The organism is Nocardioides oleivorans (genome assembly GCF_004137255.1).
Lineage (GTDB): Bacteria > Actinomycetota > Actinomycetes > Propionibacteriales > Nocardioidaceae > Nocardioides > Nocardioides oleivorans.
Map to the genome: position 1 here is coordinate 1,775,438 of NZ_SDWT01000001.1, position 26,737 is coordinate 1,802,174.

Consider the following 26,737-nt stretch of genomic DNA (forward strand, 5'->3'; position numbering starts at 1 on the left):
TCGGGGGTGAGGTGTGTGTCGAGGGGTGCTGCTGCGTTCCTACCCCTGGAACCGGGGGTTCACACGCGCCAGTTTTGCCCGGACGGCCGCTGGTTTGAGCGGTCGCGCCGCGGGGAACTCCACACCCATGCCGTCCTACGACTACGAAGTCGACCTCGAGAGCATGGGCAAGGCCGCCCAGGGCCTCAACGACACCGTGAAGCTGTTCAAGGACAAGGACGTCGACGACCTCGTGCCGAGCAAGGACGACGTCGGCAGCGACGTCGTGTGGGACGCGCTCGACGAGTTCAAGGGCCGGTGGGAAGAGGGCATGAACAACCTCTGCAAGGACGTCGAGGAGATGTCCGGCCGGCTCGGCAAGATCGCGATGAACTACTTCGAGACCGACAAGGCCGGCCACGAGGCGCTCACCGGGATCGTCGGCACCATCACCGCGGTCAAGGTGATGTGACGTGCCGGACTTCGAGGTCAAGGGCAACCCCGTCGGCGTCCGCTCGCGCTCGACGACGATGGACCAGAAGGGTCAGCTCTTCTACGACACCGGCGACGCGCTGGGCAAGATCGACGTCTCCGGCTGGACCGGCCGGGCGGCCGACCAGTTCCGCGAGGCCCACGACCTCGAGCCGGAGCGCTGGACCAAGGCGGGCAACGGCTTCAAGCGCGCAGCCGCCGGGCTGAGGACGTACGCCGGTGTCCTCGAGGACGTGCAGCGACGGGCGGCCGAGGCCAAGGCGGAGTACGAGCGCGGCCAGCGCGAGTCCGAGAGCGCGCGCAACCAGTACGACAGCTACATGGGCCAGATGCGCACCTACTGGGCCAGCGGGGGCACCGACCAGGCCGAGCCCTTCAACGACTGGGGCGACCCGATCCAGCAGCAGGCGCTGCGCGACCTCGCCTCGGCCAGGTCCGACCTCGACAACGCCGCCTCCATCTGCGCGGGCGAGGTGAAGGCCGGTTGTGCCGACGCCCCCGAGGAGCCGAACTGGCTCGAGTCGGGCCTGCGCTTCGTCGGCGGCATCCTCGAGGGTGCCGGCGAGGCCGTGTGGGACCTGCTCACGATGTTCCCCTTCAGCCCGGTCAACCTGGTCATCGACTCCTACAAGCTGGCCACCGGCGACCTCACGCCGGAGGAGCTGATGAAGAAGTACGAGCTCTCCGCGGAGAACGCCTGGGACATGGCCAAGGGCATCTACACCGGCCTCACCACCGACCCGCTCGGCTTCGGCAAGGAGCTCGGCAAGGCGTTGCTCGACTGGGACACCTGGGCCGACGACCCCGCTCGCGCGATCGGGCACCTCGTGCCGGACGCGATCATCGCCGTCGCGACCGCCGGGACCGGCGCGGTCGCCTCGCGTGGCGCCAAGGGCGGCCTCGACGCGATCGACGCGTTGAGCGACCTCAACAAGCTCGACAACCTGTCCGACCTCGGCAAGCTCAACCGACTCGACGACCTCGCCGACCTGCGCCGCCTCGACAACCTGCCCGACGACCTGCGCCACCTCGTCGACAAGCCGATCGGCGACCTGAGCCCCAGCGAGATCCAGCGCCTGACCGAGGCTCGCAACGCCATCAGGATCGAGCCCGGGACGCCGATGCAGCGCGTGATCCCGGAGAGCACCTACCAGGACTACCTGCGGGGTTCCTCGGACACCAACCCCTACTTCAAGTCCGACCAGACCTTCGGCTTCACCTCGCGTGCCGAGGACGTCTCCGGGCTGCGCACGCCGCGCGAGATGTACGAGAAGCTCGGCCTCGACTACGACAAGACGCCGTTCAGCCCCGACCAGGACGAGATCAAGGTGCTGCGCTACGAGGCCGACAGCCCCGACCAGTTCGAGATCCCGCGGCACTCCGACCTCGGTGGCGACCCGAAGTACAACGACGACGCGCTCAACCCCGAGAACCCGTTCACCGGCAACGGCTACACCTCTGGCGGCATCCCCGAGTTCAAGAACGTCGACCCGTCGCAGATCCGGGTCGGCGACCAGATCTGGAGCGTCGACAAGCTCGGCAACCAGCACCTCGTGGCGGAGTACGGCCCCACCGGCTGGAACGCCGTCCCCCGATGACCGGCGCGATCAGGGCGCCCGGCCACTACGCCGTGGTCGACGGCGCCGAGGTCCTGGTGTCGGCGAGCGGGCGCGACCACGTCTGGATCGACGGCGTACGCCGCGAGATGGAGGACCTCGACGACCTGCTGTCGGTCAACGTCCGCGCGCACTGGCGCGGCGGGGAGATCTCGGTCAACGCCGTCGACGCGGGCGGCGACGAGGTCGGCTTCCTCACCAACGACGGCGAGCTCGCCCAGCGCGAGGGCCTCGGCGGCAGCCCCCGCGACGGCTGGTACGGCGCTGCCCCCGTGGCCGAGCTGTCCGAGGTGACTGAGAGGGTGTCGTCCATCCACCCGAGGAGGCGCGAGGCATGACCGTCCTGGAGAAGCTCCTGGTCCCCGAGCTCTCGCGACGCATCGTCGAGCAGGGCCACGACGAGCTCACCGGAGCGGTCTACCGCCCCGACGACATGATCGGGCTGACCCCCGTCGAGCGGGTCAAGGCCCTGGGCCTCGACGGTGCGGACGGCCCGTTCGGCGAGGCGCCCGACCACGTGGACGTGATCCGCTTCGGCACCAACCCGCTCATGGACCTGCGGATCCCGACCAACGCACCGGGTCATGCCGAGGTGCCGTGGCCGACCTACCCCACCGGCTTCCTCCGCAACGCCGCCCCGGTCTGGATCCTGACGATGACCCGGATGCCGGTCAGTGCGCGCTTCGTCCGGGTCTCCCTCGACGGCTCCGAGCAGGAGTTCTCCCGGTTCCACGGCGCCGCGCGCGGGTGGGAGGGCGCGAAGGGCTACATCCCGCCGCTCCACCTCGTCGGGCCGCGCGCCCAGCACGGCGGCCTCGACCTGCCCTGCTCCTACACCGCCGACCAGCAGTCGGTCGAGATGGTGTGGGTCGGTGACGAGCAGGTGCCCGAGGGCTTCGCGCAGGTCCGCCCCGGCATCCACGTCCGGGTGCTCCCGGTCTCCGCGTGCGAGGTCTTCGACATCGCCCTCGTCGCCCGGTGGCGCGACCACCCGGTGCGGGTGCTGCAGCAGGTGGGCGAGGAGGTCCTCGTGCTCGTCACTCCCGAGTCCGCCGCCGACGTCGAGGAGCTCGGCGCGGCCGAGGTCGAGCCCGGCGTCTACCAGGCGGTGGCCCCGGCCGCCGAGCTGACGGAGACCGAGGGCGTCCGCTCCGACCCGGTGCCGACCCAGCGCGCCCCGCGCGCCTGACGGTCACGCTCGCCGGACCGTCTTCACCTTCCCGCCGCGGGACAGCTCGACCGTCATCAGCACGCGCTGCCGACCCGGCGCCGTGGCGCAGTAGGTGAATTCCCGCCCCAGGCGCTGCCACGGTTGTCCGACGCGCCGCATCAGCTCGCGCGTGCGGATCCCCGGCGTCGCGGCCCTCGTGAAGGCACCCGCCCGCTGTCGCAGGCCCGGGTTGCGGCACGAGTCGGGGGCGACGCCGAAGGCGCGCTCCCACGTCTGGAGGTAGGCCTCCGCGCCGCGCGCCAGGTCGGCGGCGAGGGCGGGACCGTCGGCGCCGGCCACGTGCTCGGCGTCCTCGACCCAGTCGGCGTACAGGCCGTAGTGGGAGACGCCGTCGGTGTTGATGTCGAAGACCCGCTCGCCGCTGCGCTGCCGGTCGATCCGCACGCCGCCCAGACCGGTGAACGGGTACGTCACCGGGTCGGCCGCGCCGGCTCCGCGCGGGTCGCCCTGGGCGCCGAAGCCGTTCATGTCCGAGCCGAACCCGAAGCCGAAGTAGAAGCGCGGGTCGCTCCACCCCAGGTGCTGGCGCCACTTCTCGACGAAGCCGGTGGAGTCACCGGCGTAGGGGGCGACGAAGCCCCCCATCCGGTAGATCCGCGGATAGGCGTCGGGCGTCGACCACGAGTGGGAGGAGACGACGCCGGGCGTCCGGCCGGCGGCCTGCTGCTCCTCCATGTAGTCGAGCGCGGCGGTGCGGCCGGCGACGCTCATGTGGTCGGGGTCGAAGAGGATCTTCTGGTCGATCATCGCCGACAGCAGCTTCTCGCCGAGGGGGCTGAGGCCGAGCTGGTTGCAGTGCGGGCCGGCGGGGTAGATCGGCCCGGGCTGGACGCCGGTGTCGCCGAAGAGCTTCCAGATCGCGCCGAAGATCGCGTCCTGGTCGGGCAGCTGCTCGCCGCCGGGCGGGCTCGGCAGGTCGCCGAGGTTCGGCGACTGGAGCCGGTCCTCGACACCCGGGGCGTTGGTCGAGGGGCACGTGCGCATCCGCAGGAACGACCCGGTGTTGAGGAAGTTCGCCGCGTTGGTCAGCGTGCCGGTGGACCCTGCGTCGCCGGCCACGCCGGTGAAGGCGTTGTCGAACTTGTTGGTGAGCTCCATCTGGCTCACCCCGAGCGCCCTCATCTGCGCGAGCTCCTCGAGCATCTGCTCCTCGGTGCACGTCGGTCGCCCGAGCTGCACGTTGCAGCCGAGCGGGACCGACGTCTCCATGCCCATGACCACCGCGAGCTTGCCCTCGTTGATGACCTTCCTGGCCTCGAACGGATCGCCGACGATGCGGTACCAGCCGCGGCCGGGGCCGCCGTACTGCGCATCGATGTAGTCCTGCATGGCGCGCATGTCCTGGGCCTGGAGGCGCACGGCGTCGCGGTCGTCGCAGGAGTTCTTCTTGAGCGGGTAGATCGCGCAGAGCACGTTGTTCTCGGTGAGCAGGCTGGTGTGGACGCGCAGGCCGGCGCGCCACGAGCGCTCGAGCCATTTGTAGTAGACCTGCTGGTGGGTCAGCGAGTGCGGGTTGGGCCAGTAGGAGAACGTCGGCCAGCCCACGGGGTCGTGGCCGGTGCCGGGGGTCCGGCTGGCCAGCACGTCCTCGAGGAGCGCGCCGCGACCGTCGGCGACCTGGTGGTCGGGGCAGTCGACGAGCGCGGCGGCGGCGCCGTACTTGTGGAACGGCGGGCTGCAGATGACCCGGCCACCGAGGAACTCGTGGGTCTGGCCGTGGACGTGCGGGTCGACGTAGCCGCGCACCTCCTGGAACGACGTCACGCCGCCGAACGGCCGCCCGCTGACGTTGGTCTCGACCTCGGGGAAGGCGGTGCAGCCCTCGGTGAGGCGGAGTCCGATCGGGCTGGCAGCGCCGCTGGTGGTGGCGAACCCGCCAGAGGTACGCCGCAGCGACCGGCCGTCCGCGAGGGTGAAGGTGAAGCTGCCCCGGCCTGCCGTGCGGACCGTCCAGTCCGAGGTGGCCGACGGGCTCGTCGCCTGCGTCGCGCCGTCCGCGCCGGAGGCGGCGAGGAAGGTCCGGTCGGTGGCGTAGAGCAGGTAGGTCCCCAGCCCGGTCGCCTGGAAGGTCGTCGGCCGCCCGCCGAGGTCGTAGCAGCCGCCGGCCATGGCGTACCTGCTCTCCGGGACCACCTGCCGCTTGCTGCGCAGCGGCACCCTCGTCAGCCTCGGCTCCTTCAACGTGCGCTGGGTCGCGACGCGGGCGCGGCTCGCCTCCCGCTGCGCCGGCGTCGTCGGGTCGGGATGGGCGACGGCCTCCTCGCTGCGGCTGATCGCGTTCTTCGTGCGGGGGTCGTTGTGGACGTGGCCGTGCCCGTCGAGCCGCCCGGTCCCCGCGGCCGTCGCGAGCGCCATCGCGCCGGGGTCGGTGATCGGCGCCGGACCGGCCGGGACAGCCGCGCGCGCCCGGCTCTCGGCGTCGTAGGTCGTGATCAGGTCGGCCGACGGCTCGCCGTCGGGCACCGCGGACAGGACACCGCCGGTCACCAGCCCTCCTGCTGCGAGGAGGGAGATCAGCACGTGCTGAAGGGGGCGAGGCGTCCGGTCCACGAGAGCTCCTGTCGTCGCTGGGCCAACGACGGTCACCTGCGCAGGGTCACGGGGCGACCCCTCCGCTGACGCGTCGGGTGAGCCGGGTCGCCGTCCGGGCGACGGCCGTGGCGATGGCACCGACGTCGGCGCCGGCGTCGCTGGGGAAGGTCACGGCGACCCCCGCGACCGGGTGCCGGTTGTGGTCGAGCACGGCCGCGGCGACGCTCCGCAGTCCGGGCGTGACCTCGCCGTCCTCGGTCGCGTGGCCGCGCTGCCGGGTCTCCGACAGCACGCTCCGCAGGGCGCTCAACGACGCGGGACCCTTGCCGTGCCGGTCGACGAACGCGTCGCGGTCCGGGTAGAGCGCGCGGACCTGGCTCGCCGGCAGGGCCGCGAGGATCGCGCGTCCCGAGGCGGTCAGGTGCGCCGGCAGCCGTACGCCGACGTCGGTGACCAGCGGCGGCCGTCCCGGAGCGCGCTCCTCGATCACGTAGAGCACGTCACGGCCGTGCAGGACGGCGAGGTGCGCGCCGTGCCCGGCGCGGTCCACGAGCTCGGCGAGCGGGCGGCGGGCGAGCCGGGCGAGCGGCTCCTGCCGGGTGAAGCCGCTGCCGACCTCGAACGCCGCGACGCCGAGGCCGTAGCGGTGCTCGTCGGGCAGGTGCACGACGAAGCCCTCGTCGATCATCGTGTTGAGCAGGTGGTACGCCGTGCTCCGCGGCAGGTCGCAGGCGCGCACGATCCGCTCGAGCGGGACCGGGTCGGCCTGCGTGGCCAGGAACCGCAGCACCCGCAGCGTGCGGGTCGCGGCCGGGACCTGGCTCACGTCACGACCGGGTGTCGTCCCGGGTGCTGTCCGGGGACGACGGCTTGGTGAACCAGCCGCCGCCGGCGTCGGTCTGCTCGATCGGCTTGCCCGGCATCTCCTGCGCGCCCGGGGTGCGGCGGGGGAGCAGCGGGGTCCGGTCGGCCTCCGCCTCGGGTGCCGCCTCGGGTGCTGCCTCGGTTGCGTGCTCGGGTGCCGCCTCTGGTGCGTGCTCGGGTGCCAGCTCGGGTGCCGGATCCGTGGCCACCTCGGTGGCGGGCGGGGGCGGCGCGGGCTGCTGGTCGACCGAGCTGGGGACCTGGGGTGCGTAGTCGTCGGCGGTCTCGTCGACGCGCGGGTCGAGCTGGTCGGCCTCGCGGACCTGGTCCTCGTGGGCGGCCTCGGCCTGCTGGGCCGCGACCCGCGCCTGCTCCGCCTCGACCTCCGCCCGGGCGGCCCGAGCCTCGGCGGCGTCGGCCTCGGCGCGCGCGTCGTCTGCCCGGGCCTCGGCCACGGCGGCGTGCTCCTGCGCCTGCGGCACGCTGGCGGCAGCATCGGTCGCGGCCTGCGTCCGGACCTCCTCGGACCGCTCGATGCCGGTCCGTCTCCTCGTACGCTGCCCGAGGACGAGTGCTCCGGCCAGCACCACCAGCACCACGATGACCACGATCACGATGGGAGTCACGACTCTTCTTTCGCTCGACAGGGGTGTCCTCAGTCTGGCAGGCGGCCGGCCCCGCGCGCACCGCCGACGACCGTCCTTCGGGACGAGTCTCGTATGTCAGACCCCGGGTGGGCGCGGGGCTCTGGTGGCGCTCCGGTCGCCGGGAGTTTGATGGCAGCCATGCAGAGCAGCCAGTCCGTCCAGGTCGGGGTCGGTCCCGTCTCCTTCGACGACGTCGTCCGGGTCGCCCGTGACGGCGCGTCCGTCGAGCTCACCGAGGAGGCCCTCGGCGCGATCGACCACGCCCGAGGCGTCATCGAGACCCTCGCCGCTGCGGAGACCCCGACCTACGGCGTCAGCACCGGCTTCGGTGCCCTCGCCACGCGCCACATCCCCACCGAGATGCGGGCACAGCTCCAGCGGTCCCTCGTCCGCTCGCACGCCGCCGGCTCGGGTCCCGAGGTCGAGCGCGAGGTCGTGCGGGGGCTCATGCTGCTGCGCCTCTCCACGCTCGCCACCGGCCACACCGGCGTACGACGGGGGACGGCGCAGCTGATCGCCGACCTGCTGTCGCACGGCATCACCCCGGTCGTGCGGGAGTACGGCTCGCTCGGGTGCTCGGGCGACCTGGCGCCGCTGTCGCACTGCGCGCTGGCGCTGATGGGCGAAGGTGAGGTGCGTGATGCGGCGGGCACGCTGATGCCTGCCGCGGACGCGCTGGCCGCAGCGGGGCTCGAGCCGGTCGAGCTCGTCGCCAAGGAGGGCCTGGCCCTCATCAACGGCACCGACGGGATGCTCGGCATGCTCGTCATGGCGATCACCGACCTACGGATGCTGCTGCGCACCGCCGACATCGCCGCCGCGATGAGCGTCGAGGGCCAGCTCGGCACCGACCGGGTCTTCGCGCCCGGGCTCCAGGCGATCCGACCCCACCCCGGCCAGGCGCTGTCCGCGGCCAACCTGACCGCGCTGATGGCTGACTCGGCGATCGTGGCGTCGCACCGCACCGGCGACTGCAACCGGGTGCAGGACGCCTACTCGTTGCGCTGCTCGCCCCAGGTGCACGGCGCCGCGCGCGACACCGTGGAGCACGCAGCCATGGTCGCCGGCCGGGAGCTGGCGAGCGCGATCGACAACCCGGTGGTCATCGGCGAGAGCGTGGAGTCCAACGGTAACTTCCACGGCGCCCCGGTGGCCTACGTGCTCGATTTCCTGGCGATCGTCGCGGCCGACGTGGCCTCGATCAGCGAGCGGCGCACGGACCGCTTCCTCGACAAGGCGCGCAGCCACGGGCTGCCGCCGTTCCTCGCCGACGACCCGGGCGTCGACAGCGGCCACATGATCGCGCAGTACACCCAGGCCGCGATCGTCTCCGAGCTCAAGCGTCTCGCCGTGCCGGCGTCCGTCGATTCGATCCCCTCCAGCGCCATGCAGGAGGACCACGTGTCGATGGGCTGGAATGCCGCCCGCAAGCTGCGCACGGCCGTCGACGGGCTGTCCCGCGTGGTCGCGATCGAGGTGCTCACGGCCGCGCGCGCGCTCGACCTGCGAGCTCCGCTGACCCCGTCGCCGGCCACCGGTGCGGTCGTCGGGCTGCTCCGGTCCAGCGGCGTCGCCGGGCCCGGGCCCGACCGGCACCTGTCGCCCGAGATCGAGGCCGTCGTCGGGCTCGTGCAGTCCGGCGCGGTGCTCGCAGCGGCCGAGGCGGTCGTCGGGGAGCTGCGGTGAGGGGCGCCGTCTCAGGTGGCCGCGGCCGTGGCGACGCCGGTGCCGGAGTCGTGGTCCACGAAGCCCTGGGCCAGCCACAGCACGAAGAGCACGAGGCCCGGGTCGACCGGCTCGTCGCCCAGCGTCACGTCGGCCGGCTTGTCGCCCCAGCCCCGCGCCTGCACCTCGAGCAGCCTCGTCCTCCCGTCGCGCAGGACGTAACGACTGATCAGCACGGTGCCGGACTCGAGCCGGAGCTTGCGGCCGCGCCAGACGACCTCTCCGCCGTGGCCCAGGAGCGTCTGCTCGGAGAACTCCCCGACCACGTCACCGCCCGCGGCGACCGCCTCGGCCTGGCCGCTGAGCGAGACGCGCGACTGAGCGGTGAGCGGCTCGTCGCCGTCCGGGAGGAGCAGCGTGGTCCGCGAGAAGAGTCCGACCCGGCGCAGCGAGCCCACGCCCTCGATGTCGTACCTGCGACGGTCGTCCGCCGACCGCACCAGCACCAGATCTCGCATGTCCAGAACCTAGACCCCCGACCCACCTTCCGACAGTGCCCGAGGAGCCCCCGATGAACGACAGGTTGCCCATCCACGCCGCCCACGGCACCGAGCTCACGGCGAAGTCCTGGCAGACCGAGGCGCCGCTGCGGATGCTGATGAACAACCTCGACCCCGACAACGCCGAGCGGCCCGAGGACCTGGTCGTCTACGGCGGCACCGGCAGGGCCGCGCGCAGCTGGGAGGCGTACGACGCCCTCCTCCGCACGCTGCGTGACCTCGAGGACGACGAGACGCTCCTCGTGCAGTCGGGCAAGCCGGTCGGGGTGATGCGCACCCATGCGTGGGCGCCGCGCGTGCTGATCGCCAACTCCAACCTGGTCGGCGACTGGGCCAACTGGGAGGAGTTCCGCCGGCTCGAGGACCTAGGGCTGACGATGTACGGCCAGATGACCGCCGGGTCGTGGATCTACATCGGCACCCAGGGCATCCTCCAGGGAACCTTCGAGACCTTCGCCGCGATCGCGGACAAGAAGTTCGGCGGCACCCTCGCCGGGACGATCACCGTCACCGCCGGCCTCGGTGGCATGGGCGGCGCCCAGCCGCTCGCGGTGACGATGAACGACGGCGTCGCGATCTGCGTCGAGGTCGACCAGCACCGCATCGACCGCCGCCTCGAGACCCGCTACCTCGACGTCCAGGCTCGCGACCTCGACCACGCGATCGAGCTCGCGCTCGAGGCACGCGACGCCCGCCGTGGCCTGTCGATCGGCCTGCTCGGCAACGCCGCCGACCTGCTGCCCGAGCTGCTGGAGCGCCACCTCGACCGGGGCGAAGCCGGGGACGGACCGCTGATCGACATCGTCACCGACCAGACCTCGGCCCACGACCCGCTCTTCTACCTCCCCGCCGGGACGTCGTACGACGACTGGGAGCGCGAGCGCACCGACGACCCGCGCGGCTTCACCAAGCGCAGCCAGGAGTCGATGGCCCGCCACGTCCGGGCGATGGTCGAGCTCCAGGACGCCGGCGCCGAGGTCTTCGACTACGGCAACTCGATCCGCGACGAGGCCCGCAAGGGCGGCTACGACCGGGCGTTCGAGTTCCCCGGGTTCGTCCCGGCCTACATCCGGCCCCTCTTCTGCGAGGGCAAGGGCCCGTTCCGCTGGGCCGCGCTGTCGGGCGACCCCGAGGACATCTACGCCACCGACCGCGCGATCAAGGAACTCTTCCCGGCCGACGAGAAGCCGGAGTACGCCCGGCTGCACGCGTGGCTCGACATGGCCCGCGAGCGCGTGCAGTTCCAGGGCCTGCCGGCGCGCATCTGCTGGCTCGGGTACGGCGACCGCGCGAAGGCCGGCGCGAAGTTCAACGAGATGGTCGCCAGCGGCGAGCTGAAGGCGCCGATCGTGATCGGCCGCGACCACCTCGACTGCGGCTCCGTCGCCTCGCCCTACCGCGAGACCGAGTCGATGCTCGACGGCTCCGACGCGATCGCCGACTGGGCGATCCTCAACGCGCTGGTCAACACCGCCTCCGGCGCAACGTGGGTGTCGTTCCACCACGGCGGCGGCGTCGGCATCGGTCGCTCGCTCCACGCCGGCCAGGTGACGGTCGCCGACGGCACCGACCTCGCCGCGGAGAAGATCGAGCGGGTGCTGACCAACGACCCCGGCATGGGTGTCATCCGCCACGTCGACGCGGGCTACGACCGCGCCATCGAGGTCGCCGACGAGCGCGGGGTGAGGATCCCGGTCGCGCCGGTGTCCCGCGGCTGAGGGTCTCGGGACGGCACTGGCCGGTCCCAGTGGCAGGGTGCGGCACGTGGACGACGACTCGGCCGCTGGGGCCCGTTGAGGCGTCGACGGCCCGCGACACGCCGTACGTCGTCAGCGACCCGCCGCGCCCTGGTGGCCGGCAGGCTCTCGGCAACGGCCCTGACGGTCGCCCTCGACTCAGGCGGAGACCACCGCGAGCACCTTGCGGGTCAGCATCGCGACGATCCCGTCGAAGTCACCGGTGCCCGGCTCGATCGACCGCGTGAGCCCGTCGAAGGTCACCGTCTGGAACACGAGGTCGGCGAGCGGCGCCAGCTCGACCGCACGCTCGAAGTCGGCGGCCGGGAACGCCTCGCGCCACGGCGCCAGCACGGTGCGTACATGCTGTTCGGCCGGTGTGCCGTCCGCCTCCGCGAGCCAGTGGGCGAGGTGGGTGCCGTCGAGGAACGGGTGGGTGGTGCACCCGTCGCTCCAGTCGAAGATCCGCAGGTGCTGGCCGTCGTGGGCCACGTTGCCCGAGTGGAGGTCGCCGTGGGCGAGGGTGTCGGGGAAGCCGCAGGCCCAGAGCTCTCGGAGCCGCGACTCGACCACGGGGATCGCCGAGGCGAGCTGGCCGCGCTCGTCGTCGGTCAGCTCGTCGAGCTCCGTATTGGTCGCCAGGGCCTCGCGCCACGCGGACAGTGTCGGCTCCAACCCGCGGTCGGGAGCGCCGGCGCTGCGGAGCTCGCCGAGCCAGCGGGTCGAGTCCAGCTGGGCGGCTGCCCACAGCGGGGAGAGGGCCTCAGCGGCGTCCGGCGACGCGCCGTCTTCCGAGACTCCCGGGAGCGGCTCGGTGAGCAGCCAGGATCGCTCCCGGTCGACGGCGATCACCTGCGGGACCAGGCCCGGCAGGTGTGTCGCGACGGTCGCGACGATGGCCGCCTCCGCGCCGAAGTGGTCGCAGCTGGCCTTGAACCAGGCGGACCCGCGGTCGGTCGGGATCGTGTGGACCGCGGAGATGCTCCACACGCGGTGGGTTCGGAGACGACCGGTCCGGGTCCGGTCGGTCGCCGACAGCGCCTCGTCGACCCAGGTCTCGACCGCCTCGTGCCAGCCCGGTCGGTACCAGGCCGGACGGCGCTCCGGCGGTGTGCCCCAGTGCTGGCCGGCCGCCGTCGCGACGCGTGCGTGCAGCTCGTCGGGCAGGGCGTCCACGCGGATCCAGCGCCCGTCGGTCGGCGTACCCCCGCGGGAGCCCACGACGTGCAGGCGCGAGCCCTCGTCGAGCGTGACCACCGGAGCGAGGTGGACCGCGTCGGTGAGCAGGCTGCTGGCGGTGGCGGTGGGGGTCGGTCCGCCCGCCTCAGGGTCGTGCACGAAGTGCGGCAGCTCGCCATCAGGTCCGACCCACAGCCGCTCACCGTCCGTCAGCGCGACGTGGACGGTGCGCGGCGGCCGGGCCATGCCAGCAGCGTGGCACACCGCGGGGGCAAGACTTTCGAACGGCTGACTTTCCCGGCGCCATGGGTGAGGATGCGGGCATGGCAACGGGGGACAAGAAGCCGGCGCGTCAGCGCGCCGTGCTGACCGACATCAGCTCGCGCGCGTGGGAGCACCCCGCCGACCGGGGTGCGCTGGTCGCGCTGCGCAGGCTCAAGGGCTTCGACGTGCTGCTCAAGACCATGTCGGGAGTGTTCCGCGAGCGGGCGTGGCGGCTCACGCTGCTCGGCTCGGCGGTGCGCGTCGACGAGCGGCAGTTCGCCCGTCTGCACCGGCTGCTCGCCGAGGTGGGTCGGAGCCTCGACTGCACCACCCTGCCGGAGCTGTACGTCCAGGCCGACCCGACGCTGACCGCCCAGACGATCGGGATGGACAAGCCGATCATCGTGCTGTCGTCGGGCCTGGTGCACCACCTCGACGACGACGAGCTGCGCTTCGTCATCGGGCACGAGCTCGGCCACGCCATCAGCGGCCACGCGGTCTACCGCACGCTACTGCTGCGCCTGCTCGGCCTCGGCGGACTGCTCAACGCCATCCCGGGCGGCGCCATCGGCATCCGGATGGTCACCGTCGGCCTGCTCGAGTGGTCGCGCAAGGCCGAGCTGTCGGCCGACCGTGCCGGCCTGCTCGCCAGCCAGGACCCGACCGCGGCGCTGCGCACGCACATGAAGCTGGCCAGCGGCGGCGAGCTCGAGGAGCTCGACGTCACCTCCTTCCTCCAGCAGGGAGCGGAGTACGACGAGGGCGGCGACGTCCGCGAGTCGCTCATCAAGCTGTCGCTGCTCCAGCAGCAGACCCACCCGTTCGCCGTCGTGCGCGCCACCGAGCTGCGTCGCTGGATCGACACCGGCGCCTACACCGCCATCCTCGGCGGCGACTACCCGCGCCGCGCCGACGACGACACCGCCTCGGTCAGCGCGGCCGCGCAGGAGGCGGCCGCCAGCTACTCCGACGCCTTCGAGCGCACGCAGGACACCCTCGGCAGGCTCGTCCACGACCTGGCCGGCTGGATGGGTCAGGCGAGCGGCTGGCTCAACGACCGGTTCCGCCGTGGCAGCGGCGACGGCGACGTCGCCTGATCGTCAGGTCGTCCCGGGCTGCCCCTGGGGCGCCCGCTCACCCGTGGCCGGGTCTGCGGTGAGGACCGGCTCGTCCGGCACACCGTTGACCGAGGGCGGGATCAGCCGCTCGACCACCAGCGCGAGCACCGCGATCACGGCGCAGCCCGCGACCAGCAACGCGACGTAGGCGGTGCTCCACCCCCGGTCGAGGACGAAGCCGGCGAACAGCGGACCGCCGATCGCGCCGGCCTGGAAGGCGCCGGCGTTGACCGCGTTGTAGCGGCCGCGCAGGTGGTCGGGCGCCATGTCGTTGGTGATCGCGGGGATGGTCGGCTGCATCATCGTCTCGCCCAGCGCGAAGAGCGCCATGAACGTCAGCACCCCGATCGAGGCCGCTGCACCCGGGACCAGGCCCGTGGCACCGAGCGTCGTCCACGACAGCGCCCAGAGGACGCACATCACGAGCATGACGCGCGTACGACGGCGCCCGGCGATGCGGCGCAGCACCAGGAACTGCAGCAGCACGATGACGGCCGTGTTGATCGCGAAGGAGAAGCCGATCACGCCGGTCGACACGCCACCCACCGTCCGCGCGAAGGCGGGGAACCCGGCTTCGAGCTGGGCGTAGCCGACGAAGACCGCCATGAAGGTCAGGCCGGTCATCCCGATCACCGCCGGGTTGCGCAGGATCGCGAGGTAGGAGCCGCTGCCGACCTCGGCATCGTCAGGCGTCTCGTGCCGGCTGGTGACGTGGCGCAGCGGCCCGAGGAGGAGGCCGATCGGCACGAGCATGCTGGCGGCGTCGGCGAGGAAGATGACGGTGAACGTGTGCGGCTGCGACACGTCGGCGTAGATGCCGCCGATGATGCCGCCGACCCCGATGCCGAGGTTGACCAGGGCGAAGTTGATGCCGAAGTACTGCTGGCGCATCTCGCCGGTGGTGACCGCGGCGATGAGCGAGTTGAACGCCGGCCACGACATCCCGAAGTTGATGCCGAGGAAGGCCATCGCGAGGGCGGCGAGGACGGGTGTCGTCGCGAAGGCGAGGATCGCGCAGCCGACCAGCTGGCAGGTGGTCGCCAGCAGCAGGACCGCCCGGGCGCCGACGCGGTCGGTGAGCGCACCGCCGGGACCGGTCACCAGGAGGGCGACGACCGCGATGAACGCCATGAGGGCGCCCGCGAGGTCGAGGGAGAAGCCGCGCACCTCGTGGAGGTAGATGACGGTGAAGGGCAGCGTCAGCCCGCGCCCGAGCGTCTGGACGGCCACGGTGGAGAGCAGCCAGCGACCCTCGCGCGACAGCTGGGTCCAGAACTGGCGCAGGGTCACCGAGGAGCTCACCCGATGATCATGCCGGTGACCTCCGACAGCTGGCACGCGGGTTCCGGACCCATACTGGTGCGCGTGGAACCGCTGATCGGCGTACCCCCGGCACGGGTGGCGACGCGCGTGCTCCGGCGACACCTCGTCGGCTACCTCTCGATCGTCGCGCTCGTGCACGCCTTCGTCCTCGGGGTGGCCATGCCCCTCCTGGGTCGTCTCTTCGACCTCGCGCTCGACACCGTCGACGAGGGTGCGGTCAACATGGACTCGATCAGCTCGGTGCTGCTGAGCCCGCTGACCGTCCTGGTGCTGGTGGTCTTCTCCGCCGTGGCCATCGCGCTGGTCTTCCTGGAGCTGGCCGTGCTGACGCTGGCCGCCCAGCGGCACCTCGAGGGCGACAGCATCCAGCTGCGTGGCTTCGTCGACGACCTGCTGCACATGGTCCGCAAGCTCGACGTGACGTCGGTGCTCCTCTTCGCGCTCTACGCGGTCTTCCTCCTCCCGCTCGCCAACATCGGCATCACCAGCGGACTCACCACGCACGTCGCGGTGCCGGCCTTCATCGGCGGCGAGCTCACCAAGACCACCGGCGGCGCGATCACGTGGTGGCTGCTCAACGCCGTGATCGTCTACCTGGCGCTGCGGCTGGTCCTCACCCTGGCGATCTTCCTCGGCTCCGAACGCAGGCTGCCCGGCGCGATGCGGGACAGCTTCCGTGCCACCGGCTGGGTGCCGTGGCGACCCGCGGTCGTGCTCGCCGGGGCGGCCGCGGTGCTGGTGGTCGTGCTCGCCCTCGTCTCCGGGCTGGCGCTGGTGGTGACGGCGCTGGCCGCCTCGGTCGGTGGCAGCGAGAGTGTCTGGTGGCCGGGCTTCTCGCTCGCGCTCGTCGACCTCGCCCGCTTCGTCGCGCTCGGCATCGCGGCGGCCTGGGTGACCCTCTGGCTGGTGTCCTGGGAGCGTGACCTCACCGACGAGCCCGACGTACGGCCTCGGCGGATGCGACCGCGCAACCGGCGGCTGGTCACGGCGGCGGCCGGGCTGGTCGCTGCGGTCGCGCTCGGGATCGGGACGCTTGCCCACGCTGCGGACCTGCGGGTCGTGCGTGACCCGTCCTCAACCGTCGTGGTGGGGCACCGCGGCTACACCGCCGAGGCCGTCGAGAACACGATCCCGGCGCTGGAGGCGGCCGCCGAGGCGGGCGCCGACGTGGTCGAGATGGACGTGCTGGAGACCAGGGACCAGCAGCTCGTGGTCATGCACGACGTGAACCTCGGGCGGCTGGCGGGCAAGGACGTCGACGTGTGGGAGGAGGACCTCGCGGACCTCGTCGGCACGCCGCTGCGGGTCGGACGTCTCGAGGCGACGCTGCCGTCCTTCGAGGAGTACGCCGCCCGCGCGGAGGAGCTCGGCGTCCGCCTCCTGGTGGAGCTGAAGCCGCACGGCCACGAGGCCCCCGGCTTCGCCGAGCGGGTGGCCGCCGACCTCGCGGCGCTCGACGTCCCCGACGACTGGCTGGTGCAGTCGCTCGACCGGGACCTGGTCGAGCAGGTCGGCGAGCTGGTGCCCCAGGACGTGGGCTACGTCGTGCCGTTCAACATCGGCGCGCTGCCGGCCACGAGCGCCGACTTCGTCGTGGTCGAGGACTGGTCCTTCTCCGACCGGATCCGCCGTGAGGGTCGGGACGCCGGCAAGGACGTCTGGGTGTGGACGGTCAACGACTCCGGGCTGCTGCGGTCCTACATCCGCCGCGGCGTCGACGGGATCATCACCGACCGGGTCGGCTCGGCCGTCGCCGACCGCGAGCTCGGCGCGATGGTCGAGAGCCCGGTGGGCCAGTTCCTCGACGGCGCGCTGCGGATCCTCGGCCCCCGCTCCTGAGGTCCTCCGGACGCACGCAGGCCCCGGACACCAGGTGTCCGGGGCCTGTGAGCGGCTGGGGTGAGCCGCTAGAAGACGCGGCGGTTAGTGCCGCCGATCGGGACGAAGTTGAGCACGAGGCCCACGACGATCAGGATCAGGCCGATCGTGACGAGGATCTTGGCCGATGCGACGAGCAGTCCGATGATCAGAAGGATCAGTCCGAGGACAACCATGGTCTTCACTCCTTTGTTCTGCCGCCCGCGCTGGGCGGCCCGGCCACTCTGCCGATGTCGCGCCGGATTGTGAAGTTCGCTCCATCCCTGAGGGTGGTGTCCGGAAGTCGGACGTCTCAGCCGTCGAGCGCGCCGACCGCCTCGTGGATCGCCAGCGTGCGCCTGGCCGACTCGACGTGGAGGTTCTCCACCATCTTGCCCTGGTAGGTCACCACACCGGCCCCCTTGCCGTCCTCGAAGGCGGCGATGAGGCCTCGCGCGTCCTCGACCGCCTGCTCGCTCGGGGCGAAGGCGGTGTTGGCCCCCTCGACCTGGCCGGGGTGGACGAGCGTCTTGCCGTCGAACCCCATCTGGCGGGCCTGCGTGCACTCGGCGAGGAAGCCCTCGGTGTCCTTCACGTCGTTGTAGACGCCGTCGATCACCGCGATGCCGGCAGCACGGCCGGCGAGCAGGATCGTGTGGAGGCTCGGCAGGATGGGCGCCCGCCCCGGGACGTGCTCGGCGTACAGCTCCTTGACGAGGTCGTTGGTGCCGACGACCAGCGCCGTGAGCCGCGGCGACGCGGCCGCGATCTCGCGGACGTCGAAGATCGCCCGGGGCGTCTCGATCATCGCCCACAGCTTCGTGTGCTCGGGGGCGCCGGCCCACTCGAGCGCGGTGGCGAGGCCACGGACCTGGTCGGGGGTGTCGACCTTGGGCACGACGATCGCGTCGGGACCGGCGGCGGCCGCGGCGACGAGGTCGGCGGCGTGCCACTCGGTGCCGATGCCGTTGACCCGGATGGCGACCGTGCGCCGGCCGTAGTCACCGCTGGCGGCCGCCGCGGCGGCGGCCTCACGAGCGGAGGACTTCGCGTCGGGGGCGACGGCGTCCTCGAGGTCGAGGATCAGGGCGTCGCAGGCGATCGACTTCGCCTTCTCCAGCGCCCGCTCGTTGGAGCTGGGCATGTAGAGCACCGAGCGGAGGGGGGTGAAGTCACTCATGCGTCGATCCCGTCGTAGAGCGCCTTGAGGTCCGGGTCGATCGCGGCGAGCTCGTCGGCCAGCCGCACCATCACCTGGCACTGCTTGACCGAGGCGTCGTCCTCCATCTTCCCGTCGATCATCACCGCGCCCGTGCCGTCGCCCATCGCGGCGATGACCCGGCGGGCGTGCGCGACGTCCTCGACGCTGGGGGAGAAGACCTGGTGCGCGATCTTGATCTGGACGGGGTGCAGGCTCCACGCCCCGACGCAGCCGAGGAGGAACGCGTTGCGGAACTGGTCCTCGCACGCGACGGTGTCCTTGATGTCCCCGAACGGCCCGTAGTAGGGGAAGATCCCGTGCATCGCGCACGCGTCGACCATCCGGGCGATCGTGTAGTGCCACAGGTCCTGCTGGTACGACGTCCGCGGGGCGTCGTACTGCTGGACGCCGAGGTCGTCGCGCGGGGGGTCCTGGCGCACGAGGTAGCCGGGGTGCCCGCCACCGACGCGGGTGGTCTTCATCCGGCGGTCGGCGGCGAGGTCGGCCGGGCCGAGGGAGAGGCCCTGCATGCGAGGGCTGGCCGCGCAGATCTCCTCGATGTTGGCCACCCCGCGCGCGGTCTCGAGGATCGCGTGCACCTGCAGCGGCCTGGTGAGGCCGGCCTTCGCCTCGAGCTGGGCGAGCAGCCGGTCGACGTAGTGGATGTCCTCGGCGCCCTGCACCTTCGGCACCATGATCACGTCGAGCCTGTCGCCGATCTCGGGGACCAGCGTGGTGAGGTCGTCGAGCGCCCACGGGCTGTCGAGGGAGTTGATCCGGGTCCAGAACTGGGTCGGCCCGGCGGTGCTGCCCAGGTGGGCGTTGGCCTTGCCGATGTCGACCAGGCCCTGACGCGACTTCTCCTTGTTCTCCGCCTTGACCGCGTCCTCGAGGTTGCCGAGGAGGACGTCGACGGTCCCGACCATGTCGGGGACCTTGGCCGCCATCTTCTCGTTGCCCGGGTCGAAGAAGTGGATCGCCCGGCTCGGGCGGGCCGGGATCTCGCGCAGCGGCGCGGGCGCCCCGACGGCCAGGGGGGCGAAGAAGTCCTTGGCGGGTCGTGTCATGGGCGCAAACTACCGCCGCGTAGCGGACCGCGGATATGACGCATGTCTCTCGGATCGTGGTCTCGCTCGAGTCACCGGATATCCGGGGACTCTCACGCTTGTCGGCCGAGATCTCGGCCGACAACCGTGAAACCGGGGTGCGAAGCCCCCTCTCGTCCTTTGGTATTTCCTGTACGACTCTGTGTCGTAGGCCCCCGACGACGAGGAGTCACGATGGAGCTCTACCTGCCGGTGATCGTGCTGTCGCTGATCGCCGGGCTGTTCGCGGTCGGCTCGGTGCTGATGAGCTCGGTCGTGGGACCGCGCCGCTACAACCGGGTCCGGCTCGAGTCCTACGAGTGCGGGATCCAGCCGGTCGACGACCCGGGCCGGGGCAGGCGCACCATCCCGGTGCGCTACTACACGATCGCGATGTCGTTCATCATCTTCGACATCGAGATCATGTTCCTGGTGCCGTGGGCCATCCACTTCGACCAGCTCGGCACGTTCGGCTACCTCGCGGTCGTCCTGTTCGTCCTCAACCTCTCGATCGCCTACGCCTACGAGTGGCGACGCGGCGGCCTCGAGTGGGACTGACCGGGTCGCTCAGCGACCGGTGACCCGGCGCCACCACGGGCGCCGCGGTGCGGCCTCGTCGGCGGCGGCCCTCGCCGCGCGCTGGGCCTCGATCCGGGCCGTACGACGTTCGCGCCAGGCGACGACCTCCGCGTCGACGTCACGGGTCGGGGTCACCACGGGCGGGCCGCCCTGGAGCTGGCGCCGCGCCTCGACGACCCGCTTGTTGAAGTCGTCCAGCTCGCGACGCAGCTCGGTCTCGGCGGTGATCCGGTCGAGCCTCGCCTCCAGCTCGGCGTCCTCCTTGCGCAGCGCGAGCGCGGGCGGGAGGACGGCGATGTTCTCGCGCTCGACGAGCTTCTTGACCCACCAGTCGGGGTCGTGCTCGACGCCGAGGCCCTCGATCGGCTTGCCCTGACCGGGCAGGTCGTCGAAGTCGCCGCGCTCCATCGCCTGGCGCACCTGCAGGTCGACCCAGGTCGCCTGCTGCGCGATCCTGGCCGCGGCTGCCGAGCGGCTGGTCCGGGCATCGCGCTCGGACTCGCGCCGCACCTCCTCGGCGTCGGCCACCTCGAACCCGTCGTCCTTCCGGTCCTGCTCCGGCATGGCGCCAGTTTACGTGGCCGGTCTCGCGGCCATCGGGCGCAGACATCTCGTCCTCGAGGACAGGCACGCGGCACCTGAGGTGGAGGTGCGGACCCGGGTCCGGCGGGGAGCGTGGACGCCATGATCATCCTGCTCTCCGACCCGCGCGTCGGCGCCGTACCCCTGCACGAGTCGGGGGAGGCGCTCGTGCACCTCGACCGCTCCTTCGGCCCGGCGCGGGCACTCGTGCGGGAGGGCCTCGCCCACCGGCTCGCGCAGGCCCAGGGCGCCCTGCCGGCCGGCCTCGCGATCAGGGTGGTCGAGGGCCACCGCGCCGTCGCCGACCAGCAGTCGATCATCGACGCCTACTCCGCCGAGGTGTGCGCGGCGCACCCCGGCATCTCGCCCGCCGACCTCGACGTCCTCACCAGCCGCTTCGTCTCGCCGGTGGCGGTCGCCCCGCACGTCGCCGGCGCGGCGGTCGACCTGACGCTGGTCGACGTGACGGGCGAGGAGCTCGACATGGGTACGCCGATCGACGCGACCCCCGAGCAGTCCGACGGTGCCTGCTACTTCGCCGCGGCCGGCATCAGCGCCGACGCCCGCGCGCACCGCGACCTGCTCGCGGAGGTCCTCGGGGGCGCCGGGCTGGTGAACTACCCGACCGAGTGGTGGCACTGGAGCTTCGGCGACCGCTACTGGGCGCTCGTCACCGGTGCCGACGCGGCGCTCCACGGTCCCGTCGACACCGCCGCGGTGGCGGCATGAACACCCCACTGCGTTCTTCTCCTCCGCTCCGCTCCCCCGAACAACGCCGCGGGGACCCCAACTGCAGTGCGCTCGCCGTGGTGCCGAGCGCCGGCACGACCCACGGCCCGCGCCTCGAGGTCGACCTCTCCGCCATCGCTGCGAACACCCGGCTCTTCGCCGCGCGCACCGACGCCGCGGTGATGGCGGTCGTCAAGGCCGACGGCTTCGGCCACGGTGCGGCCGACGTCGCGCGCACGGCACTCGCCAGCGGCGCCACCTCGCTCGGCGTCACCAGCATCGACGAGGCGCTCGCCCTGCGCGCCGACGGCCTCGGCGGCCGGATCCTCAGCTGGCTCAACCCGCTGGATGCGTCGTACGGCGCCGCGCTGGTCGCCGACGTCGACCTCGCCGTCCCGTCGCGCGAGCACCTCGACGCGGTCCTGCGGGTCGCCTCGCTCCAGCGCCCCGCGCGCGTCCACCTGCACCTCGACACCGGCATGGCCCGCGACGGCGCCGAACCGTCGGTCTGGCCGACGTTGTGCCGCGCCGCCCGTCGGGCCGAGCGGGCCGGCCTGCTCGAGGTCGTCGGCGTGATGGGCCACCTCGGCTGCGCCGACGACCCCGGTCACGAGGCCAACGCGCTCGGGCGGCGACGGTTCGCCTGGGGGCTCGAGGTCGCGCGCGGCGCCGGGCTCCGGCCGACGATGCGCCACCTCGCCGCCACCGCGGCCACGCTGCTCGATCCGCGCAGCCACCACACGCACGTCCGCATCGGCGCAGGACTGGTCGGGATCGACCCGACCGGGACGACCGCCCTGTCCCACGGCCTCACCCTGACCGCGCCCGTCGTCAGCGTCCGCCGCGTCCGTGCAGGAACGGGCGTCGGCTACGGCCACACGTGGATCGCGCCCGCGGCGACCCACCTCGCACTGCTCCCGCTCGGCTACGCCGACGGCCTGCCCCGGGTCGCGTCGGGTCGCGCCGAGGTGCTGCTCCGCGGCCGTCGTCGCCCGGTCGTGGGCCGGATCTCGATGGACCAGGTCGTCGTCGACCTCGGCGACGAGGCCGTCCGTCCCGGCGAGACCGCCACCGTCCTCGGGCCCGGCGCCGCGGGCGAGCCGACCGTCGCGGAGTGGGCCGGCTGGTCCGACTCCATCGAGCACGAGGTCGTCACCGGCATCGGCTCCCGCGTCCACCGCACCGCTGCCCCCGCAGCCGGCACCACCGCACCAGCCCGCCTCAGGAGCCTGTCGTGACGACGCCCCGCATCGCTGTCGTCGGCGGCGGCCAGAACTGCGAGCACGAGGTCTCCCTCGCCTCCGCGGCGGCCGTCGCCGCGGCGCTCGACCCGACGGCGTACGACGTCGTGCGGCTGACCATCGCGCCCGACGGCGCCTGGCACGAGGGCGAGCGTCGCCTGACGCTGGGCGACGCCGTCGCGATCCTCCAGTCGTGCGCCGCCGTGCTCCCGGTCGTGCACGGCCCCCGCGGCGAGGACGGCTCGCTGGCCGCGCTGTGCGAGCTCGCCGGCGTGGCCTACGTCGGGTCCGGCGTCGGCGCCGGCGCCCTCGCGATGGACAAGTGGGCGACCAAGCTCGTCGCCGGCGCGCTCGGCATCGCCACCGCGCCGGGTCGGCTGCTGACGGCGGCCACCGCGTCGACGTACGCCTGGACGCACCCGGTCGTGGTGAAGCCGGTCGCGGCCGGCTCGAGCCACGGCGTCTCCCTCGTCCGCGAGGAGGCACAGCTCGCCGATGCCGTCGCAGCGGCCCTCGCCCTCGACGACCGGATCCTCGTCGAGGACGTCGTCGTGGGCCGCGAGGTCGACATCGCCGTGCTCGGCACCGCCGACGGCGCGCGCGTGGTCTCGCCGGCGCTGGAGATCGTGGTCGACGGCTGGTTCGACTTCGAGGCGAAGTACGGCGGTGGCGCCGACTTCCGCATCCCCGCCCTGCTCGGTGACACCGAGCGCAAGGAGCTCGAGGAGGCCGCGCTCGCGATGTACGACGCCCTCGGCTGCGCCGGCGTGGCCCGCGTCGACTTCTTCGTCACCGAGGACGGGCCGGTGCTCAACGAGGTCAACACCATGCCCGGCTTCACCGAGCAGTCGCAGGTGCCGAAGATGTTCGCCGCGGCGGGGATGTCGTACGCCGACCTGCTCGACCGCCTCGTCCGCGACGTGCTGCCGGCGTGAGCGCGCGGTCCACGGGGCGCATCGACGGGATCGACCTGCTGCGCGGGGTCGCCATCGGCCTGGTGATGCTCCGGCACGCGTGGCCCTCGGCGTTCCCCGGCGCGGGGGTGGTCGGCGTCGTGATGTTCTTCGCGCTGAGCGGCTACCTCATCACCGGGCTCCTCGTCGACGAGCTCGACCGCACCGGCCGGGTCGACCTCCGCCGTTTCTACCTGCGCCGCGCCCGACGACTCGTGCCCGCGCTGCTGTTCCTGGTGGTGGGCGTGGTCGTGGTGACGCTGCTGATCGACCCCCTTGGCGACCGCGGCGAGCTCGGCAAGAGCGTGCTGGTCGCGCTCACGTGGACGGCGAACCTGCCCTTCGGGCACGCGAGCGACGCGACCTTCCACCTCTGGACGCTCGCGACGGAGGAGCAGTTCTACCTGCTCTGGCCGGCGGTCCTGGTGATCGCGTACGACCGTGGGCGCGTGCGGCTCGCACTGCTGCTCGTCGCCGCCGCCTGCGTGCTCGCGTGCGTCGCGACGCTCGTCTGGCTGCGGGAGGCACCCGACCTGGCCTACGCCCTGCCGACGTCGTGGGCGGTCTGCTTCGTCATCGGCGGTGCGACGCGGATCGTCGGCCACCGGGTCGTCGTACCGTCCTGGGCGGCGCCTGCCGCACTCGTCGGACTGGCGGTCCTCAGCGTGGTTCCATTGCGGGGTCACGCCCTCACCTACCTGGCAGGAGGCCCCGCCATCGCTGCGCTGACCGCGGTCCTGCTGCTGTCGTGGCGGAGCTGGACCTCCGTGACGGGGCCGGCGCGGGCGCTGGTCGTCCTCGGCACGGTGTCCTACGGCGCCTACCTCTGGAACTACCCCCTCACCCTGTGGCTGCGACCCTCGCTCGAGTCGTACGCCGGCCCGGTGGCGGCGGTCCTGACCCTGGCCATGGCGGCGACCAGCTGGCGGCTCGTGGAGCAGCCGGCCCAGCGCATGCGTCGTACCCGCCACGAGGTGGCGGCATGAGCGGCGCCGCACCCGGGCCGGGGACCGACTACCGACGACCTGCCGGGGACCACCCGCAGCTCGAGCAGCTGCGCGGCTGGGGACCGGAGCTCGCGCTCGGATCGGTCGTGCTCGTCCTCGGCTTCCTCGAGGCCGTCAGCACCGTGCAGGTCTACGGCAGTCGGTTCCCGCTGGTCCTCCTCGTGCTCGCCACCGCCGTCGCGGTGGGCCTGAGCCGACGGATGCCGGGGATCGCGCTGGGACTGGTGTGGGTCATCTGCTTCCTGCAGCTCTGGACCGGGACGCCGGTGCTGCTGACCCAGCTGTCCATCGCCGCCGTCGCGTTCGGCGCCGCGCGTTGGGGGAGCACCGTCGTGGTGCTGCTGAGCGGCCTGTCGATCCCGCTGGGCGCCGCGGTCGTGGTGCTCCTCGCGGCGTCGCAGGTCTACGACGTCCTCGCCGGGTTCATCGACTACAACAGCATCATCAACGGGGCCTACCGTTTCGGGGCCACGTGGCAGATCGGCGCGGCCTTCCTGGGGATGCTGGTCCTCGGCTCGCCGTGGCTGCTCGGCCTGGCGCTGCGCTTCGGCTCGCGCGCGGAGCAGTCGCGGGTCTCGCAGGTCGCCGCCGAGGACCACGCGGCCCGGGCGGTGCAGGAGTCGGAGCAGGCACGCGAGATCGCCCGCCTGCGCGAGGAGCAGACCCGGATGGCGCGCGACGTGCACGACGTCGTCGGCCACTCGCTCGCGGTGATCCTGGCCCAGGCCGAGTCCGCGCAGTACCTCAAGGACGCCGACGCCGGTGCCCTCAACGACAAGCTCAAGGACACCCTCGCGACCATCGCGACGTCGGCGCGCACCTCGCTGCAGGACGTGCGCCAGGTGCTGACCACGACCAAGGACCAGACGGCGTCCGGTCGCAGCGGCAGCCTCGACTCGCTCATCGAGGGGGTCCGCTCCAGCGGCCACGAGGTGGTCTCGACCGTCGTCGGGCAGCCGCAGCCCCTGCCGCCCGAGCTCGAGACGGTCGCCTACCGTGTCCTGCAGGAGATGCTGACCAACGCCATCAAGCACGGTCGCCGGGACGCCCCGGTCACCGTCGAACGCCACTGGGAGGGCGAGCTGCGCATCGAGGTCCGCAACGTGGTCGGCGGCGAGCCCGTGCCCGACGCGACCCAGCCGATCCGGTCGGTGTCCTCCGACCCGACCGCAGCCGTCCCGGTCCCGACCCCCGGGCAGGGGGTCGACGGCATGCGCCGACGGCTGGAGGCGGTGGGCGGCAAGCTCGACGTACGCCGTCGCGAGGAGGCCGGCGGCACGACGTTCACCTCCACCGCGTGGGTGCCCGTCCGGGGCGGGGCGTGATCCGGGTCGTGCTGGTCGACGACCAGGAGCTGTTCCGCGAGGGCGTGCGGGTGATCGTCGACGCCCAGGACGGGATGGAGGTCGTCGGCGTCGCGGGCGACGGCTTCGAGGCCGTGCAGGTGTGCGACGAGCTCCAGCCCGACGTGGTCCTGATGGACATCCGGATGCCGGAGATGGACGGTGTCGAGGCGACCCGCCAGCTCTTCGCGCCCGACCGGGTCTCCCGCCGCGAGAACCCGCTCCGGGTGGTCGTGCTGACCACCTTCAACCTCGACGACCGCGCGGCCACGGCGATCCGCTACGGCGCCAGCGGGTTCCTGCTGAAGGACACCACGCCGGTGATGCTGCGCGACGCGATCCGCACGGTGCACGCCGGCAACGCGGTGCTCGCCCCCGCCGACCTGTCCCTGCTGCTGCAGGGCCAGTTCGTCGCGCGCGCCCCCGCCCCGGCGGCGTACCTCTCCCTGACCGACAAAGAGCGGGAGGTGTTCACCGCCGTCGCGCGCGGGCTCTCCAACACCGAGATCGCCGGCCTGATCTTCGCTTCCGAGTCGACGGTCAAGACCCACGTCGGCTCGGTGCTGCGCAAGCTCTCGCTCCGCGACCGCGTGCAGATCGTGGTCTTCGCGCACGAGCACGGGCTCGTCGGGGACTGACCTCGGGGTCGAGCCGGGGTCGATCCGGATGGTGCGGCGCCCAGCGGTGACGCAGGCTGGGGGCATGGACAAGATTCGTGCTTCCCTCGCCCGTCAGGGCCTCGTCCGCTCGGCCGACCGGGGCATCCTCGGTGGCGTGTGCGCGGGCGTCGGCCGCCGCCTCGGCCTGGGCCCGTGGGTGACCCGGCTGCTCTTCCTGATCAGCCTCGTCGTCATCCCGGGCAGCCAGTTCCTGGTCTACCCGATCCTCTGGTTCGTGATGCCGAGCCAGAACAGCCTCGTCGCCGCCACCAGCTCGCCGCACCTCGCGCGCTGA

General features: G+C 72.5%; 26 protein-coding genes. 16 read left to right on the top strand and 10 right to left on the bottom strand.

The annotated features are described in order from the left end of the window. The first annotated feature begins 127 nt into the window (after positions 1 to 127). From EUA93_RS08440 to EUA93_RS08455, 4 genes are read left to right on the top strand one after another with little or no spacing between them, the layout of a single operon-like run. Positions 128 to 451 (top strand): WXG100 family type VII secretion target, encoded by a 324-nt coding sequence (locus EUA93_RS08440; RefSeq protein WP_129399719.1) that lies wholly within the window; start codon positions 128 to 130, stop codon positions 449 to 451. Between the two features lies 1 nt (position 452). Further along, entirely contained in the window at positions 453 to 2,069 is a 1,617-nt protein-coding gene (locus EUA93_RS08445) for a putative T7SS-secreted protein (protein WP_129399720.1), read from the top strand. Next, positions 2,066 to 2,425 (top strand): hypothetical protein, encoded by a 360-nt coding sequence (locus EUA93_RS08450; protein WP_129399721.1) that lies wholly within the window; start codon positions 2,066 to 2,068, stop codon positions 2,423 to 2,425. Before EUA93_RS08445 ends, EUA93_RS08450 begins: the two co-directional genes overlap by 4 nt. Then, entirely contained in the window at positions 2,422 to 3,276 is an 855-nt protein-coding gene (locus EUA93_RS08455) for a hypothetical protein (RefSeq protein WP_129399722.1), read from the top strand. The genes EUA93_RS08450 and EUA93_RS08455 overlap by 4 nt, the downstream gene beginning before the upstream one ends. A gap of 3 nt (positions 3,277 to 3,279) precedes the next feature. Here EUA93_RS08455 and EUA93_RS08460 read toward each other — a convergent pair whose 3' ends face one another. The 3 genes from EUA93_RS08460 to EUA93_RS21540 all read right to left on the bottom strand — a co-directional run bounded on the left by EUA93_RS08460 (position 3,280) and on the right by EUA93_RS21540 (position 7,340). Beyond that, positions 3,280 to 5,838 carry an amidohydrolase family protein gene (locus tag EUA93_RS08460; RefSeq protein ID WP_129399723.1) on the bottom strand — a complete coding sequence of 853 codons (2,559 nt, stop codon included), beginning with the start codon at positions 5,836 to 5,838 and terminating at the stop codon, positions 3,280 to 3,282. Between the two features lie 76 nt (positions 5,839 to 5,914). Then, positions 5,915 to 6,676: an IclR family transcriptional regulator gene (locus EUA93_RS08465; RefSeq protein ID WP_129399724.1), complete on the bottom strand. Its 762-nt coding sequence runs from the start codon at positions 6,674 to 6,676 to the stop codon at positions 5,915 to 5,917. A gap of 1 nt (position 6,677) precedes the next feature. Beyond that, entirely contained in the window at positions 6,678 to 7,340 is a 663-nt protein-coding gene (locus EUA93_RS21540) for a hypothetical protein (protein ID WP_165355093.1), read from the bottom strand. Positions 7,341 to 7,499: 159 nt separating this feature from the next. Here EUA93_RS21540 and hutH point away from each other — a divergent pair, with 159 nt between their 5' ends. Further along, complete coding sequence (hutH, locus tag EUA93_RS08475) at positions 7,500 to 9,047, top strand: histidine ammonia-lyase (protein WP_129399726.1); 1,548 nt, start codon at positions 7,500 to 7,502, stop codon at positions 9,045 to 9,047. Between the two features lie 11 nt (positions 9,048 to 9,058). Here hutH and EUA93_RS08480 read toward each other — a convergent pair whose 3' ends face one another. Next, positions 9,059 to 9,544 (bottom strand): hypothetical protein, encoded by a 486-nt coding sequence (locus tag EUA93_RS08480; RefSeq protein ID WP_129399727.1) that lies wholly within the window; start codon positions 9,542 to 9,544, stop codon positions 9,059 to 9,061. Between the two features lie 53 nt (positions 9,545 to 9,597). Between EUA93_RS08480 and hutU the strand changes: the two genes are divergently transcribed. Continuing rightward, positions 9,598 to 11,304 carry a urocanate hydratase gene (gene hutU / locus EUA93_RS08485; RefSeq protein ID WP_129399728.1) on the top strand — a complete coding sequence of 569 codons (1,707 nt, stop codon included), beginning with the start codon at positions 9,598 to 9,600 and terminating at the stop codon, positions 11,302 to 11,304. A 177-nt stretch (positions 11,305 to 11,481) separates the two neighbouring features. Here the strand turns inward: hutU and EUA93_RS08490 are convergent, their stop codons facing one another. Then, positions 11,482 to 12,747, bottom strand: a complete 1,266-nt coding sequence (locus EUA93_RS08490; protein ID WP_129399729.1) for a phosphotransferase family protein — start codon at positions 12,745 to 12,747, stop codon at positions 11,482 to 11,484. A 77-nt stretch (positions 12,748 to 12,824) separates the two neighbouring features. Between EUA93_RS08490 and EUA93_RS08495 the strand changes: the two genes are divergently transcribed. Further along, positions 12,825 to 13,862 (top strand): M48 family metallopeptidase, encoded by a 1,038-nt coding sequence (locus tag EUA93_RS08495; RefSeq protein ID WP_129399730.1) that lies wholly within the window; start codon positions 12,825 to 12,827, stop codon positions 13,860 to 13,862. A 3-nt stretch (positions 13,863 to 13,865) separates the two neighbouring features. Here EUA93_RS08495 and EUA93_RS08500 read toward each other — a convergent pair whose 3' ends face one another. Continuing rightward, positions 13,866 to 15,221 carry an MFS transporter gene (locus tag EUA93_RS08500; protein ID WP_476703582.1) on the bottom strand — a complete coding sequence of 452 codons (1,356 nt, stop codon included), beginning with the start codon at positions 15,219 to 15,221 and terminating at the stop codon, positions 13,866 to 13,868. A 27-nt stretch (positions 15,222 to 15,248) separates the two neighbouring features. Between EUA93_RS08500 and EUA93_RS08505 the strand changes: the two genes are divergently transcribed. Continuing rightward, on the top strand, positions 15,249 to 17,045 hold the full coding sequence (locus tag EUA93_RS08505; RefSeq protein ID WP_165355094.1) for a glycerophosphoryl diester phosphodiesterase membrane domain-containing protein: 1,797 nt from the start codon (positions 15,249 to 15,251) through the stop codon (positions 17,043 to 17,045). Positions 17,046 to 17,113: 68 nt separating this feature from the next. Here EUA93_RS08505 and EUA93_RS21545 read toward each other — a convergent pair whose 3' ends face one another. The 3 genes from EUA93_RS21545 to EUA93_RS08515 form a co-directional block, all read right to left on the bottom strand. Then, positions 17,114 to 17,260 carry a hypothetical protein gene (locus EUA93_RS21545; protein ID WP_165355095.1) on the bottom strand — a complete coding sequence of 49 codons (147 nt, stop codon included), beginning with the start codon at positions 17,258 to 17,260 and terminating at the stop codon, positions 17,114 to 17,116. Positions 17,261 to 17,376: 116 nt separating this feature from the next. Beyond that, complete coding sequence (locus EUA93_RS08510; RefSeq protein WP_129399733.1) at positions 17,377 to 18,243, bottom strand: HpcH/HpaI aldolase/citrate lyase family protein; 867 nt, start codon at positions 18,241 to 18,243, stop codon at positions 17,377 to 17,379. Next, entirely contained in the window at positions 18,240 to 19,331 is a 1,092-nt protein-coding gene (locus EUA93_RS08515; protein ID WP_129399734.1) for an HpcH/HpaI aldolase/citrate lyase family protein, read from the bottom strand. Before EUA93_RS08515 ends, EUA93_RS08510 begins: the two co-directional genes overlap by 4 nt. Before the next feature lie 213 nt (positions 19,332 to 19,544). Between EUA93_RS08515 and EUA93_RS08520 the strand changes: the two genes are divergently transcribed. Then, positions 19,545 to 19,907, top strand: a complete 363-nt coding sequence (locus tag EUA93_RS08520) for an NADH-quinone oxidoreductase subunit A (protein ID WP_129399735.1) — start codon at positions 19,545 to 19,547, stop codon at positions 19,905 to 19,907. Between the two features lie 9 nt (positions 19,908 to 19,916). Here the strand turns inward: EUA93_RS08520 and EUA93_RS08525 are convergent, their stop codons facing one another. Beyond that, complete coding sequence (locus tag EUA93_RS08525; protein WP_129399736.1) at positions 19,917 to 20,492, bottom strand: DnaJ family domain-containing protein; 576 nt, start codon at positions 20,490 to 20,492, stop codon at positions 19,917 to 19,919. Positions 20,493 to 20,612: 120 nt separating this feature from the next. On the opposite strand from EUA93_RS08525, the gene EUA93_RS08530 reads away from it, so the two are divergent. From EUA93_RS08530 to EUA93_RS08560, 7 genes are all read left to right on the top strand, one after another. Then, positions 20,613 to 21,239 (top strand): M15 family metallopeptidase, encoded by a 627-nt coding sequence (locus tag EUA93_RS08530; RefSeq protein ID WP_129399737.1) that lies wholly within the window; start codon positions 20,613 to 20,615, stop codon positions 21,237 to 21,239. Continuing rightward, positions 21,236 to 22,477, top strand: coding sequence for an alanine racemase (alr, locus tag EUA93_RS08535; protein WP_129399738.1), 1,242 nt, complete (start codon positions 21,236 to 21,238; stop codon positions 22,475 to 22,477). The genes EUA93_RS08530 and alr overlap by 4 nt, the downstream gene beginning before the upstream one ends. Further along, positions 22,474 to 23,415, top strand: coding sequence for a D-alanine--D-alanine ligase family protein (locus EUA93_RS08540; RefSeq protein ID WP_129399739.1), 942 nt, complete (start codon positions 22,474 to 22,476; stop codon positions 23,413 to 23,415). The genes alr and EUA93_RS08540 overlap by 4 nt, the downstream gene beginning before the upstream one ends. Beyond that, the gene (locus EUA93_RS08545) at positions 23,412 to 24,419 is read left to right on the top strand and encodes an acyltransferase family protein (protein WP_207208634.1); all 1,008 of its coding nucleotides are present in this window, start codon (positions 23,412 to 23,414) and stop codon (positions 24,417 to 24,419) included. The genes EUA93_RS08540 and EUA93_RS08545 overlap by 4 nt, the downstream gene beginning before the upstream one ends. Then, the gene (locus tag EUA93_RS08550; RefSeq protein ID WP_129399740.1) at positions 24,416 to 25,765 is read left to right on the top strand and encodes a histidine kinase; all 1,350 of its coding nucleotides are present in this window, start codon (positions 24,416 to 24,418) and stop codon (positions 25,763 to 25,765) included. Before EUA93_RS08545 ends, EUA93_RS08550 begins: the two co-directional genes overlap by 4 nt. Continuing rightward, positions 25,738 to 26,421: a response regulator gene (locus EUA93_RS08555; protein WP_242497290.1), complete on the top strand. Its 684-nt coding sequence runs from the start codon at positions 25,738 to 25,740 to the stop codon at positions 26,419 to 26,421. Before EUA93_RS08550 ends, EUA93_RS08555 begins: the two co-directional genes overlap by 28 nt. A 64-nt stretch (positions 26,422 to 26,485) precedes the next feature. Then, a complete protein-coding gene (locus EUA93_RS08560; protein ID WP_129399741.1) occupies positions 26,486 to 26,737 on the top strand; it encodes a PspC domain-containing protein in 252 nt (83 codons plus the stop codon).

Coding starts and splice junctions, on each gene's coding strand:
- EUA93_RS08515 (WP_129399734.1), bottom strand. CDS start 19,331: ATGACACGACCCGCCAAGGACTTCTTCGCCCCCCTGGCCGTCGGGGCG.
- EUA93_RS21545 (WP_165355095.1), bottom strand. CDS start 17,260: ATGGTTGTCCTCGGACTGATCCTTCTGATCATCGGACTGCTCGTCGCA.
- EUA93_RS08550 (WP_129399740.1), top strand. CDS start 24,416: ATGAGCGGCGCCGCACCCGGGCCGGGGACCGACTACCGACGACCTGCC.
- EUA93_RS08480 (WP_129399727.1), bottom strand. CDS start 9,544: ATGCGAGATCTGGTGCTGGTGCGGTCGGCGGACGACCGTCGCAGGTAC.
- EUA93_RS08495 (WP_129399730.1), top strand. CDS start 12,825: ATGGCAACGGGGGACAAGAAGCCGGCGCGTCAGCGCGCCGTGCTGACC.
- alr (WP_129399738.1), top strand. CDS start 21,236: ATGAACACCCCACTGCGTTCTTCTCCTCCGCTCCGCTCCCCCGAACAA.
- hutU (WP_129399728.1), top strand. CDS start 9,598: ATGAACGACAGGTTGCCCATCCACGCCGCCCACGGCACCGAGCTCACG.
- EUA93_RS08490 (WP_129399729.1), bottom strand. CDS start 12,747: ATGGCCCGGCCGCCGCGCACCGTCCACGTCGCGCTGACGGACGGTGAG.
- EUA93_RS08510 (WP_129399733.1), bottom strand. CDS start 18,243: ATGAGTGACTTCACCCCCCTCCGCTCGGTGCTCTACATGCCCAGCTCC.
- EUA93_RS08560 (WP_129399741.1), top strand. CDS start 26,486: ATGGACAAGATTCGTGCTTCCCTCGCCCGTCAGGGCCTCGTCCGCTCG.
- hutH (WP_129399726.1), top strand. CDS start 7,500: ATGCAGAGCAGCCAGTCCGTCCAGGTCGGGGTCGGTCCCGTCTCCTTC.
- EUA93_RS08440 (WP_129399719.1), top strand. CDS start 128: ATGCCGTCCTACGACTACGAAGTCGACCTCGAGAGCATGGGCAAGGCC.
- EUA93_RS08525 (WP_129399736.1), bottom strand. CDS start 20,492: ATGCCGGAGCAGGACCGGAAGGACGACGGGTTCGAGGTGGCCGACGCC.
- EUA93_RS08455 (WP_129399722.1), top strand. CDS start 2,422: ATGACCGTCCTGGAGAAGCTCCTGGTCCCCGAGCTCTCGCGACGCATC.
- EUA93_RS08450 (WP_129399721.1), top strand. CDS start 2,066: ATGACCGGCGCGATCAGGGCGCCCGGCCACTACGCCGTGGTCGACGGC.
- EUA93_RS08520 (WP_129399735.1), top strand. CDS start 19,545: ATGGAGCTCTACCTGCCGGTGATCGTGCTGTCGCTGATCGCCGGGCTG.
- EUA93_RS08530 (WP_129399737.1), top strand. CDS start 20,613: ATGATCATCCTGCTCTCCGACCCGCGCGTCGGCGCCGTACCCCTGCAC.